This is a genomic window from Methanobrevibacter gottschalkii DSM 11977, from assembly GCF_003814835.1.
Lineage (GTDB): Archaea > Methanobacteriota > Methanobacteria > Methanobacteriales > Methanobacteriaceae > Methanocatella > Methanocatella gottschalkii.
This window is the reverse complement of sequence record NZ_RKRG01000002.1, coordinates 187,066-200,436: the sequence shown is the minus strand read 5'-3', so window position 1 is coordinate 200,436 and position 13,371 is coordinate 187,066. Positions and strand designations below refer to the sequence as shown.

12 protein-coding genes are annotated in these 13,371 nt (G+C 30.3%); 4 read left to right on the top strand and 8 right to left on the bottom strand.

Translation table 11 applies throughout. From position 1 onward, the window contains the following. Position 1: 1 nt before the first annotated feature. Both rpl3p and EDC42_RS04695 read right to left on the bottom strand, forming a co-directional pair. The gene (rpl3p, locus tag EDC42_RS04700) at positions 2 to 1,012 is read right to left on the bottom strand and encodes a 50S ribosomal protein L3 (protein WP_069574700.1); all 1,011 of its coding nucleotides are present in this window, start codon (positions 1,010 to 1,012) and stop codon (positions 2 to 4) included. Positions 1,013 to 1,350: 338 nt separating this feature from the next. Continuing rightward, positions 1,351 to 2,178, bottom strand: a complete 828-nt coding sequence (locus EDC42_RS04695; RefSeq protein WP_069574701.1) for a putative RNA uridine N3 methyltransferase — start codon at positions 2,176 to 2,178, stop codon at positions 1,351 to 1,353. A 345-nt stretch (positions 2,179 to 2,523) separates the two neighbouring features. Between EDC42_RS04695 and EDC42_RS04690 the strand changes: the two genes are divergently transcribed. Both EDC42_RS04690 and EDC42_RS04685 read left to right on the top strand, forming a co-directional pair. Continuing rightward, positions 2,524 to 4,017, top strand: coding sequence for an acetyl-CoA carboxylase biotin carboxylase subunit (locus tag EDC42_RS04690; protein WP_069574702.1), 1,494 nt, complete (start codon positions 2,524 to 2,526; stop codon positions 4,015 to 4,017). A 13-nt stretch (positions 4,018 to 4,030) separates the two neighbouring features. Beyond that, positions 4,031 to 4,948, top strand: a complete 918-nt coding sequence (locus EDC42_RS04685; RefSeq protein ID WP_069574703.1) for a biotin--[acetyl-CoA-carboxylase] ligase — start codon at positions 4,031 to 4,033, stop codon at positions 4,946 to 4,948. Here the strand turns inward: EDC42_RS04685 and EDC42_RS04680 are convergent. From EDC42_RS04680 to EDC42_RS04670, 3 genes are all read right to left on the bottom strand, one after another. Next, positions 4,938 to 6,092: a TIGR03576 family pyridoxal phosphate-dependent enzyme gene (locus tag EDC42_RS04680; RefSeq protein WP_069574704.1), complete on the bottom strand. Its 1,155-nt coding sequence runs from the start codon at positions 6,090 to 6,092 to the stop codon at positions 4,938 to 4,940. The genes EDC42_RS04685 and EDC42_RS04680 overlap by 11 nt on opposite strands. Then, positions 6,093 to 6,422 (bottom strand): hypothetical protein, encoded by a 330-nt coding sequence (locus EDC42_RS04675; protein ID WP_069574705.1) that lies wholly within the window; start codon positions 6,420 to 6,422, stop codon positions 6,093 to 6,095. Between the two features lie 86 nt (positions 6,423 to 6,508). Continuing rightward, positions 6,509 to 7,030: a FumA C-terminus/TtdB family hydratase beta subunit gene (locus EDC42_RS04670; protein ID WP_069574706.1), complete on the bottom strand. Its 522-nt coding sequence runs from the start codon at positions 7,028 to 7,030 to the stop codon at positions 6,509 to 6,511. A 112-nt stretch (positions 7,031 to 7,142) separates the two neighbouring features. On the opposite strand from EDC42_RS04670, the gene EDC42_RS04665 reads away from it, so the two are divergent. Continuing rightward, complete coding sequence (locus tag EDC42_RS04665) at positions 7,143 to 8,963, top strand: DUF2070 family protein (protein ID WP_069574707.1); 1,821 nt, start codon at positions 7,143 to 7,145, stop codon at positions 8,961 to 8,963. Here the strand turns inward: EDC42_RS04665 and EDC42_RS04660 are convergent. Further along, the gene (locus EDC42_RS04660) at positions 8,958 to 9,230 is read right to left on the bottom strand and encodes an EMC6-like membrane protein (protein ID WP_069574708.1); all 273 of its coding nucleotides are present in this window, start codon (positions 9,228 to 9,230) and stop codon (positions 8,958 to 8,960) included. The two genes, EDC42_RS04665 and EDC42_RS04660, sit on opposite strands and share 6 nt — an antisense overlap. 84 nt (positions 9,231 to 9,314) lie before the next feature. Here EDC42_RS04660 and rqcH point away from each other — a divergent pair, with 84 nt between their 5' ends. After that, entirely contained in the window at positions 9,315 to 11,321 is a 2,007-nt protein-coding gene (gene rqcH, locus EDC42_RS04655) for a ribosome rescue protein RqcH (protein ID WP_069574709.1), read from the top strand. Here rqcH and EDC42_RS04650 read toward each other — a convergent pair. Together EDC42_RS04650 and EDC42_RS04645 are read right to left on the bottom strand one after the other, a co-directional pair. Continuing rightward, the gene (locus EDC42_RS04650) at positions 11,318 to 12,037 is read right to left on the bottom strand and encodes a metal-dependent hydrolase (RefSeq protein ID WP_069574710.1); all 720 of its coding nucleotides are present in this window, start codon (positions 12,035 to 12,037) and stop codon (positions 11,318 to 11,320) included. The genes rqcH and EDC42_RS04650 overlap by 4 nt on opposite strands. Further along, positions 12,037 to 13,185: a hypothetical protein gene (locus EDC42_RS04645; RefSeq protein ID WP_069574711.1), complete on the bottom strand. Its 1,149-nt coding sequence runs from the start codon at positions 13,183 to 13,185 to the stop codon at positions 12,037 to 12,039. Before EDC42_RS04645 ends, EDC42_RS04650 begins: the two co-directional genes overlap by 1 nt. Positions 13,186 to 13,371 lie beyond the last annotated feature (186 nt).

Below are 13,371 nucleotides of genomic sequence, written 5' to 3'. Positions count from 1 at the left end.
ATTATGCCCCTTGTTTAGATTTAGTACTAATATAATTAATTTGAGGGATATCCTCAGCTTTATTATTAGGTCTAATAGGTTGTCTTAAAATTACTAATCTTTTAGAAGGTCCTGGAAGGGATCCTTTAACTAAAACATAATCATTTTTAACAAGTCCATATTTTATAAATCCCCCATCAGGATTGATTTGATCAACTTCATCTGCTGATGCAATTTTTAAAATCCTTTTGTTGAATTCAGTTCTTTTATGGTATCCCATTTGACCTGCTTGAGCTACAGTCCACATGGTTCTTCTAGGAGTCCAAGGCCCGATAGAACCTACGTGTCTACCTTTACCTGCTCTTACAGCTTTACCATATTGAATTCTAATTCCCCATCTTTTAACTACACCTTGGAATCCTTTTCCTTTAGTAGTTGCGATAGCATCAACAAATTCTCCTTCATTGAAGATTTCACTAGCTTTTACTTCATTACCTAATAATTCTAATGCAGTATTCAATTTTTCTTCAGGATTGGATCCTCCAATACCACATTCAAATATATCTGGTTTTTTCTTAGGTACGCTAGTTACTTTTGGATTTGTATGTACTAATACCCTAATTTCTTCTGTGTTTTCTAATGCACCTTGTATTTTTGCAATAGCTTCAGATTTATTGTATTCTTTAGGAAGAGAGATTTTCCTTGAAAGTTCTTTATCTAAATTGTCTGCAAGAACTTCGGTGATTACTTTCAATCCACGAGAAGTTTTTTCATAAGCTCTAATTCCCATTACTACGACCGGAGGTACTTCCAATACAGTTACTGGAGTGAAAACTTCCATACCATTAGTTGGAGAGTTTTTATCGGAATCAGTCATTAAAACATGAGTCATACCGACTTTATAACCTGCGAGGCCGAGTAATTTTGGTTCATCAATTTGAGGCCAAGATTTTACTCTAGGGGTTTCTTTAGCTGCTCTTTTCCTTGGACTAAAAGCAACAGACCCTTTTCTTGGCTGGTGATGTCTTACCATTTAATTAACCTCCTTATTAATATTTTTCCTTATTTTTTAAATTATTTTAATTTTTGTAGCTTAATAGTTAATTTAATAACTACTAATAAATTTTGACAAGATTCTAATAAATACAATCTCATCGAGTTAATAAATAGCTGTAAGCAAAATTACAACTAGATAAATATTAAATTCTAATATACTCTATTGAGTTAAATTCAATTGGAGCACAATAAAGAATATATCTAATGTATAAATAATTCTGTGCTAAGATTATTTTTAGAAAGTCCTAAAAATATCCATGTATAAAAAGTTGAGCAAGTTATCTATTAGAGTGTAAAACTAATAAATCACGAGAATTAAAATCTCATACAATTGAATAAAGAAAGTGTAGCGACAACAGCCTCTTCACTTCTAACAGTTTCAGTTCCTTGTCCAGGAATAGTATTTAATTTAAACAAATCCCAATTTGGATTAGAAACATCCTCTTGAATTGAAGAATATGGGCCACCAAATAAAATAGCAATACTTTTAGATTCATTGAGTTTTGATTTTAATTCATCAAAAATAGAATTAATATAATCCCCATATCTTGTAGTTTCAACAACAAGATCAGGTTTAATTAATTTTAAGCTATTTTTAAGACTCTTAGTAGAAGATATAACATTATATCCCCAGTAAACGTCATCTGGTTTATCAGGTGTGACTATTACTTCTTTCTTAGCAATTTTAGTAATCTTAAAGTCAAAAATTCTTTTAACAGAAAGTTGCTCTTTACAGAATGCAAGTTTATCCATACCTATATCCACATAAGTTCCTTTCTTATTTCTCTTAACAGTAAAACCTTGTCTATAATCACCCACGTCTGGTTGACTATTAATAGGATGATGAGGAGTTCTGAGAGGTGGGAGAATACCAACATGCTTTAATTCAGATCTTATAGGAAATGCTTTTTTCCTCAAATATTGAGGAGTATTCATATAATTCAAAATTTCAGCAATAAATTCTCCATCCATTTCTCCATCTTCATTTTTAACATTATCATCATTATAAATAATAACATTATCCGCTTGAAAAATAGCTAAAGCTCTGCCCAAAATACCTACCTTATAAGTACGGATTTTAAGATCTTTAGACTCCGAAAGAAATGAGTTCGGAATAAATATAGATAGCTCATCTTTATACATTACTTTAAATTATATTAAATAAAGTATATAAAGATTTCCCTACATTTATATATCACTCATTAATTTACACATTTACAAGATATTATATCAGTTATAATATCTGTAGCTTCTTTTTATGCTACCAACTTTTTCATACTCAGAGAATATATTAATATAGAGTATATATTAATCAGTATATAAATATATTGTTTTTTATATTGAAAATAGAAAAAAACACAAACAAATAAAATTTTTAACAATTTTAAAGTTCTGGAAAAATACTTCAATTTTTCCATTAATCAAACATTTAATATATTAATTAATAATATATAACTATTCATATGAAAAATTAATTTGAGGTTTCAAATGTTTGAAAAAGTATTAATTGCAAATAGAGGAGAAATTGCAATAAGAGTTATGCGTGCTTGTCGTGAACTTGATATTAAAAGTGTATCCATATACTCCGATGCCGATAAAACTTCTCTTTATACAAATTATGCAGATGAAAGCTACCCATTAGGAAATCCTTCACCTGCGAAATCTTACTTAAATATTGAAAAAATTATTAATATTGCACTTGAATCCGGTGCAGATGCAATTCACCCAGGATACGGATTTTTAGCTGAAAATTCAAAATTCGGTGAAGAATGTAAAAAGAATGGAATTAAACTCATCGGACCAAGTGGAGATGTAATTAATAAAATGGGAGATAAAATTACTTCCAAAGCACTTATGAAAAAAGCAGGCGTTCCTGTAATTGAAGGTACACCAGAAGGTATTACAGATATTGAAGAAGCTAAAGATATAGCTCGTCAAATTGGATATCCTGTAATTGTAAAAGCTTCTGCAGGTGGTGGAGGTATTGGTATGCGTGCAGTTTATGAGGAAGATGAACTTGTACGTGCAATTGAATCTACACAATCTGTTGCATCAACTAACTTCGGTGATTCAACAGTATTTATTGAAAAATATCTTGAAAAGCCACGCCACATTGAATTCCAACTCTTGGCAGATGAACATGGAAATGTAATCCACGTTGGCGATCGTGAATGTTCTATTCAAAGAAGACATCAGAAACTTTTAGAAGAAGCTCCATCCCCTATTATGACTGAAGAATTAAGAGATGAAATGGGCGGAAGTGCAGTTAAAGCTGCCGAATATATAGGTTATACTAGTGCAGGTACAGTTGAATTTTTATATGATAATGGACAATATTACTTCCTTGAAATGAATACACGTATTCAAGTAGAACACCCTATTACTGAACTTGTTACTAACACTGATTTAATAAAGCAACAAATTTTAATAGCCAATGGTGATGAATTAAGCTATGAACAAAAAGATATTAAAATAACAGGACATGCAATTGAATGTCGTATTAATGCTGAAGATCCTCTTAATGACTTTGCACCAAATCCCGGTAAAATTACAGGTTACAGATCTCCCGGAGGACCAGGTGTACGTTTAGACAGTGGAGTATACATGAATTATACAATTCCAACATTTTATGATTCAATGATTTCAAAATTAATTGCCTATGGAAGAGACAGGAATGATGCAATTAATAGAATGAAAAGAGCATTAAGTGAATATATCATTTTAGGCGTTAAAACTACAATCCCATTCCATAAAGCTATTTTAAGAAATCCTAACTTTATTTCAGGTGACCTGAATACTCACTTTATTGATACTTATAAAAAAGGTATTGAAAAAGAAATGGAAAATGTTATTGCAGAAGATCATGAATATGTTAACAGATTAAAATCAACATTTATGCCTGGAAAAAAAATAGCCGCAATATCTGCAGCTGTAGGATCTTATCAGAATATGGCAAGAAGCCACAATATGCAAAAAAAATAACGGGGATTCGTCAATGAAAGAAGAAATAATGAACTTATTAAAAAAAGAGGGTAAACTTTCTACTGAAACTATTGATGAAATAAAACAAGTTGACATCAATGACTTCAAAAATCTAGTTGAAGAAATTGGAAAACAAAAAACAGAACATATTATTGCTGATGAAATTTCAAAAAATCTGAATACAAAATACATTGGAAAAAATTTATATGTATTCAACGAAGTTAAATCAACAAATACTATAGCCAAATTCCTGTCAACCAATAATATTGCAGACGGTAGTGTTATCATCTCTGAAAAACAAACAGCTGCAAGAGGCAGATCTGGAAAATCATGGAAATCACCATTAGGTGGAGTATGGTTATCCATTGTTTTAAATCCTCATGTAGATCACTCTAAACTTCCTTTAATAACATTGGCTACAGGTGTTGCAGTTGCAAAAACTCTTGAAAAAGTTGGAATTAAAAATCCTGAGATCAAATGGCCAAATGACATCCTGATTAATGGTAAAAAAATTTGCGGCATATTAACCGAAGCTGTGGCAAAATTCAACACAATTGAAAATGTAATTATCGGAGTGGGTATTGATGCAAATGTGGATATTGAAAAATTCCCAGAAGAATTAAAAAATGGCAGCACCACCCTTGAAATAGAACTTGGAAGAAAAGAAAATGAAAATCTTTTAATTAAACTTTTCTTAGAAGAATTCGAAAAAATTAGTGAACTTTTTGATCATGAAGGATATGAAGAAATCTTAAAAGAATGGAGAAAACGTTCATACTCAATTGGAAAAATTGTAGAAGTCAGAGAACCATTCAATAAATATTATGATGGCTATGTGTTAGGCATTAGTAGAGAAGGGGCGCTTGTTGTTGAAAAAATTGATGGGACATTAGAAAAAGTAATTTCTGGAGAATGTATAATCAAGAATTAAATACAATCTCCCTACATTTTTCTTCATTTGTAATTATATCTTGTAATTTTTCAAATGCAGATACTATTTTTTTACCTAGACTGTTTAAATCTAAATTAACTGCATCACTTGATGATAATTCAAATCTTATTGTGGCTGATGCGCCGGGCATTGAAACTGGTGGAATTGTGATTATTCCATAATCTCTTAATAGAATAAACGAGAATACATATGCCAAATCATCATCAGATAACTTATGTGGAACATTAATTTCACTACTTAATCCTTCAGGATAAATCATGACCCCTGTAGGTGATTTTTTAAAATTGCTAAATTTTAAAGATAATAATTTATATAATTCATCTTTTCTTTTGAAACTTTTAATTAAATTTTCTTCTTTGAAATTTTTAATACCATTCACCATTGCAAGAACTGCAGGTGGTTGAGCTTCAAGACCGAATTGATTAACTTTAATTTTAATTTCATCAATTAATTCTGCACGACCGGACATCAATCCTCCTCTTGGACCAGGCATCAATTTATCAGTGCTTGTGATTGCAATATCCGCACCCAAATCACAAGCTTTAGCTTGATTAAATACAACTGTTCTAAGTCTTGCACCAGATGCATCATCAACCATGACAGGAATATCTTTTGCATGTGCCATTTCAATAATTTGTTTAAACTCCTCTTCATCAATTACCTTATGATCCATAGTGGAACCGGTGATGACAACTAATGAAGTATTATTCGGTATTGAAAACTCTTCAAAAACATCAGTTTCAAAGTAATTAGCACCAACCAAGTTACAGCTTCTTGGAATAGATGGATGAGCAGGTAATTCAGCAAGATAATGCACTACATTAGAATCTTTACTAACAAGAGATAATATTGTAGCAAGTATGCCTGAAGAAGTCCTATTTACTGCAAGGACTTTTTCACCACCCATATGTTCCTTTCCAACTTCTTGAATAGCATCTTCAAAAATAGCCGGACCAACATATGTTTCTAAAAGACTAATTTCAGAAGAAGATGCGATAAATCCACCTGCCAGACCTGTTAAATCAAATAAAGAAGACCTGCCTTTAGTTTCAACAAGATTTTTGATGATTGTAAGAGCATTATCTCTTTTTTTAACTTCATCTAAAGAGTTATTAACTATCATCTAATCAGAGTCATCAAATTCTAATTTATATTCATCAAAGAATTCCAATATTGATTTTAATTTTTTCTCATCAATAGGTAAAGAAGTATACTCCTGAGTTTCAGGAATTTCATAGTAATATTCTGCTAATAAAATCCTACCTTCAGGTGTTGTAATGAAAGTTATACCATCTGCAAGTTTATCAGGATTTTTATTATGGAATTCTACATCAAAAGAAACACCTAATTTTTCTGAAAATTTTGCTTTTTCTTCGGGTTCTCTGTTACACTTTCTAATTTTTGTCATTCTTGATTTCAATTTTTTTTCTGCGAGTTCATTAATATCAGCCATAATAACACAACCATAATTTATAGTCTCTAATTTTATTAAGATATAGTATGAAACTAAATTATATATAAGTATTCCTTTTTAAAAAGTTAATCATATAAACTGTTACCTTCACTATCCATAGCCACTATAAGAGGACCGAAATTTTTAACTTTTAAATTCCAAATAGCTTCAGGCATTCCTAAGTCCAACCAGTCAACACCTTCAATTTTTTCCACTGCATCTACATATAATGCAGCACAACCTCCAGTTGCCACTACATAAATTGCATTATTTCTAACTAATGCTTCTCTTACAGTATCATCCATTCCACCTTTACCAATTATAATTTTAGCCCCCATATCTAAAACATCACTTTGATATGGATTCATTCTCATAGAAGTAGTTGGACCAATAGCGACCATTTTATAGTTTTCATCTTCTTTTGTGACAATAGGTCCTGCATGGAACAATGCTGCACCTGAAATATCAAATGGAGCACCTTGTTCAATAATTCTTTTGTGAGCTTGATCTCTTGCAGTTAAAATGTTACCTGTTAAATAAACTACATCTCCAGCTTTCAATTCATTTAAATTTTCATCTTTAATTGGTACATTTAATTTTCTTTCCATCAATTCACCTTTAATTAGTAATAAATATTTATTAAAAAAAATATAATTATATTTTATATAAAATTTTTAGATTTAATAAATTTAATGGCTAAAAATAATAACGAGGAAAATTATGTCAAGTATGAGTAGTGTTGCAGGATTATCAAAATATATTAAAACCTTGCCAAAAACCAAATTCTCAATAATAGGAATGCTAATTATTAGTTTTTTAATTGGAAGCATCTATTATTTAATAGATTTGAATCCGACTATGGGCATTTTAGAAGATTTTATTGCAGGAGGGTTGTTTGGTTTAATCGTATTTGGAATTTCTTCCATAATGAGTGGTGCATTGAATCAGCAGACAATTAGTGTTGTTCATGGAATCAATTTAAAAATTAAACACTCAATGTTTTTATCTGTTCTTTCAATGACAATACTTGGAATAATCATAATTATCGGATGTATAATTTCCCAAATACTAAAAATAGATTTATTTTTAAACTCAATGCTATTCGGTTGTGTTTTAATTTATGGATTCGGCACATTAGTTTTCTGGGCCACATCAAAAGTTAGATTTGTAACTGCTGCAATTACTGGTTTAATTCAGCCATTACTCATATTAGCAATGTATACATTAATTACATTTTTATTCATTGACACAAGTTTTATTGGACCTGCAATTTTACAAATAACTTTAAAAGCAATAGTTGCTGCAATAATATTTGTTATGGCAATATATGCATTCATTAAAGTTATTGCATCCCCATTTAAGAAGAACTTAGGTATTGGTGTTTTGGATTTATTAAGTTTATTTATTGCCCATATGAATGAAGGATCAAATTCCCTTGAAGGATTATTTGAAAATATGAGTGAAGCTATTGATACAATCGTCACATTTGTTAGTTTTAAAACTGAAAATGGAATAAAAGCATTATTTATATCTCCTTCTGTTCACCCTGGGCCTTTAGGGGATCTTGGGGGATCAAATATGCCAACGTTATTGGCTAATAAATTTGACCATTTCACTATGGTTGCTCATGGACCATCAACACATGATTTTAACCCAATTGCAGTATCAGAGATTGATAAAATTGAAGAGTCTGTAAGAAACGGATTGAAAACTGTAGAATATTCATCAAATGCAAGTAGATTTATAAGGTATAATGTTGAAAAAGCAAATATCGGTGTTCAATTATTTAATAAGGGTATGGTTATTTTATCAACTTTTGCTCCGGATGCAGTTGATGATATTGAATTTGGTGTTGGATTGACTATGATGGCTCAAAGCAGAAGCCGTTGCAATGTTGAAGATTCAATAATTGTAGATTGCCATAACTCCTTCACTCCTGAAAGTGGAGAAATCTTGCCTGGAAATTCAGAAGTATTCCAGTTAATTGATGTTATTGACACAATTAATCCTAAACAGGGAAGATATGATGTAAAAGTAGGCTGCTATGAAGATAACCTTGAATCCTTAGATAAACATGATGGTGTCGGAGACAGTGGTATAAAAACAATGATTGTTGAAGTCGGCAATCAAAGAACCGCATATGTACTTTTCGATGCAAACAATATGGAAATTGGATTTAGACAAGAAATTATTGATGCAGTAAGTGATTTGGAAATAGATGAAATTGAAGTAATGACAACTGACACACATACTGTTAATACACTTTCTAGAGGATACAATCCTATTGGAATTGCAAAAAGACCTGAAATTATAGAATATGTCAGAATTAGTATCGAAGAGGCAATAAAAGATTTAGAAAAAGTAGAAGTTGGAACTGGAACTGAAAAAATAGAAAATCTTAACACTTTCGGCCCAAAAAATTCAACTGAATTAATTTCAACAATTAGTTCAGTAGTTGCAGTGAGTAAAATTATAGCTCCAGTTTTATTGATTACAGCATTACTAATTGCATTTATATGGATATTCTTTGGTGGTTTATAGGTAGATGGCGAAAATAGTGTATGCTATAACCCATGTAAAATAGAATGGTGCAATTCCATCCCATAACCATTGGGAAAATCCGGAAATTTCATCACCAGCTATTTTTTGACAAGCTTGACCAACGAAATACAATATAATTACAGCAATAAAAAATGCAAAAATATCATTTTTAAATCCAAACCAGCCTAATGTTAAACCAGTGGAAATGAGAGCAGCAATTATACCTGCAACAATATGAATACTTGTGACTTTAACAGTTATGTCCATTGATATCCTCCATTAAATTAAATATATTAATATGATTTTAGTGAGTTATAATATATTAAGGTATTGATAAAAAAGGTGTTAACAATGAAATCCATGTCCAATGTAGACATTTATACAATAAGTGATGAACTAAATAATTTATTAAGTGGTGCCAGAGTAGATAAATCATTCCAACCTGCAAATGATATTGTAGTAATCAGATTCCATGTTCCTGGAACTGGCAGAATTGATTTAGTAATGCAATGTGGTTCTAGAATACACACCAGCCAATATCCTCTTGAAAATCCCACCATTCCCCCATCATTTCCCATGCTTTTAAGAAAAAGAATTAAAGGAGCTCATGTTGAAAGTATTAAACAGCATGAATTTGATCGTGTAATTGAAATTAAAGTTAAAAAAGATAAATATTACACAATAATTGTTGAATTATTTGATAAAGGAAATATAATCCTTTTAGATGATGAAAACAATATTATTCAACCTTTAAAAAGAAAACAGTTAAGTGCAAGAGACATTAGTTCTAAAAGAGAATACAAATTTCCTGAAAAACGAGGAATAAACCCTATCACAATTACTGAAGAAGAATTAAAAAAATTATTCAAAAATGCAGAAAGTGATGTTGTAAGAACTCTTGCAATGAATGGGCTTGGAAGCTTATATGCTGAAGAAATTATTCAAAGAGCCAATGGAATCATTGAAATTGATAAAAACACACTTACATCACAATTAACAGATACTCAAACTGCAGAAATCTATAAATGCCTTAAAGAGTTATTTGATAATCTTAAAAAAGGAGCAATTAAACCACAAATTGTAAAAAAAGATTCAAAAGAAGATGTTATTCCATTAGATCTTGTTAAATATGCTGATTTTGAAAAAACTTTTTATAAAGATTTTAATGAGGCCTGTGATGAATTTTATTCTAAAAAAGTAAACAGCACCATAAAAAATGTAAAAGAAGCAGCATGGAATAAAAAAGTAAATAAGTTTGAAAAAAGATTAAAATTACAACAAGAAACCCTTGATAATTTTACAAGAACTATAGAAGAAAGTCAACATAAAGGAGAGGTTATTTATTCTAATTATTCCACCATTGAAAATATAATAAATGTTATAAACACTGCTTGGAGTAATGACTATTCTTTTAAAGAAATTGGCAAAATACTAAAAAAAGCTAAGAAGGAGGGAATGCCTGAAGCTCAGATTTATGAATCCATTGATAAAATGGGTATTTTAACACTGAATATTGATGATACTGCATTGAATATAAATCCTAAATCAACAATACCTGAAAATGCTGAAATATATTATGAAAAAGCTAAAAAAGCAAAAAGAAAAACAAAAGGTGCAATAATAGCTATTGAAAATACTAAAAAACAACTTGATGACATTAAATCCAAAAAGGACATAGCGATGGAACAGGTAGAATTACCTAAAAAAAGAATTAAAAAAGATTTAAAATGGTATGAAAAGTTAAGATGGTTCATTAGCTCAGATAACATATTAGTTATCGGTGGACGTGATGCTAACAGCAATGAAATGGTTGTTAAGAAGTATCTAGAACCAAATGATATTTATTTACATGCAGATATACATGGTGCAAGTTCAACTGCAATAAAGTTAAACGGTAATGAATTAAATGACAATATCATCAAAGAATCAGGGGAATTTGCCGCAGCATTTTCATCTGCTTGGTCAATGGGATTCACAACCCAAGATGTATTCTGGGTTCATCCAGATCAAGTTACAAAAACACCTGAAGCAGGTGAATTTTTATCTAAAGGATCTTTTGTAATACGGGGACATCGTAATTATATAAGAAGTGCAAGGGTAAAATTAGCTATTGGAATTGTTGATTATGAAGGTAAAAGAATAATGGCGGGACCAGTTGAAGCACTTGAAGCCCATTGTGATAATTATGTTGTATTAAAACCGGGATTTGCAAAAAAAGAAGCGATCGCTAAAAAAATAATAAATAAGATTAATGAAGATGATTTATTAACACTTGATGATATTATAAGAGTATTACCATCAGGAAAATGCGATATCGATGAAGAGTATCATCTAAGAAAAAAATATGAAAAAAATTAATCCTGATAATCTTCAGGATTATATTCAAAATATTCATCAGGATTCATAACCACAATATCAATATTCGGGTTAAACTGACTTACAAAATTAGCAAAAATTGCAGGGTCTTGTTCTATTGGTGGAAATGTATTATAATGCATTGGAATAACAACTTTCGGATTCATCCACATGGAAGCTAAAGCAGCTTCAAAAGGACCCATAGTAAATTTATCCCCTATTGGTATCATTACCACATCAGGTTTATATATTGCACCAATAATATTCTTCATATCACCAAATAGTCCTGTATCACCACAATGATATATTTTAGTTCCATCTTCAAAGGTTATTAAAAAGCTTGCAGCAGTTCCACCAGGAGCGATTTCTTCAACCATGTCAATATCAGAAGAATGTTTAGCTTCGAGCATTGTAAATTTAATGTTCCTATATACAAAAGAACCACCAATATTAACACTAATATTCCTAATTCCTTGTTTAGCTAAAAAGAGTGAAATTTCGTGAATACATGCAATAGGAGCATTAGTACTATTGGATATTTCTAAAGCATCACCAAAATGATCAGAATGTCCATGAGTAAGCAAAATAATATCTGGATTTAATTCCTCTACAGGGACTTGGCAAGTAGGATTATTACTAATAAACGGATCTATTAATATTCTAACATTATCATCACTGATTATTTCAAATGCCGAATGACCCAACCATCTTATTTCCATTAAGCAGATCCCCCAACAGAACCCATAATAATATTCTCATCTAAGTTAGATGCAATATTCCAAGTTTTTTCGAAACTAGCACGAATGTTTGAAATAGACTTCCTGTCATCATATATCGCACCATATTCCATATCATTCTGACCTTCAGATATAATCATTGCATGAGAATCATCAGTGATTAAATTAACTGTATGAACTTTAGGGACAGTCTTAATATGAACACCTTGTTTTAAAAGAGATGAAATTAAAAACATATAAGACATGTCTGATGTATCAAATTCATCAATAATTACTCTTGAATAACTTGTAGGAACATGAGATAAGAATCTATCTGATAATTCATTTAAAGAAGGAATTTCCAACATGATTTCTTTATTAACATAAATTGCTAATTGGTCAAAAGCTTCTTGTGAAGTAATAACAGAATCATTACAAAGTATATGGCTACTGAGTGATTTTGGAACAGGTAAACTCTCAGGGTCATTAATATCAATTTTAATATCTCTAGGCTGTTTCACTTCAGGAGCCAATGTATGATTATTAACAGCTTTTTCAACAGGAGTTGGTTCTTCTAAAGCACGTTTAATTTCATCAGATTTATCAGTTTCCACAACAAACGGAGGCATTTCTTTTTCAAAATAATCTGATTGACGTTTTTTAGGAGTTCTAGTAACTTTCAAAGGCCTTCCATAATTAGGAGTGAAAACTAGCTGGTTATCTAAATTTAATTCTTTTTCTTGCCTTGGAACAGTTCTTAATACTCTATTAGGATTATCTTCAAAAGAATCTCCATAATACTCACTAGGAGTTGAATCATTATAATCTTCAATGCCTAAGTCATCATATTCTGCATCGTCAAAATCATTATAATCATGACGGATTTTTAAAGGTTCTTCACCAGTAAAATTTTTTCTTTCAAAACTTGAATTACTTTCTTTAGACTCTAAAAACTCTTTAATTTTATTTGTTGTCCTATCCGCATTAGATTCCACAAAATGACTAATCATCATAATTATTCCTACAATTGCAATGATTAAACCAATTATTAATAAGATATCTAATAAATTATACACACTTGCCTCATAAGCTATGAGAACACCAATTACAAATAAAATAAAACCTGAAACTAATTTTATTGTATTTCCCACGATTTCACCCTTATAACTTTTTAATCACTCTATATTTAACTACTATATAATATCTAAATAACTATTTATAAATCTAATGGAAGAAAAACACGAAAATAGTTAAAGAAAAATTAAAAAAGAGATTAGTATTACTTTTTTATAATATAGTAATATTAATATATTAAAAAATCCAATTTAATACTGGTG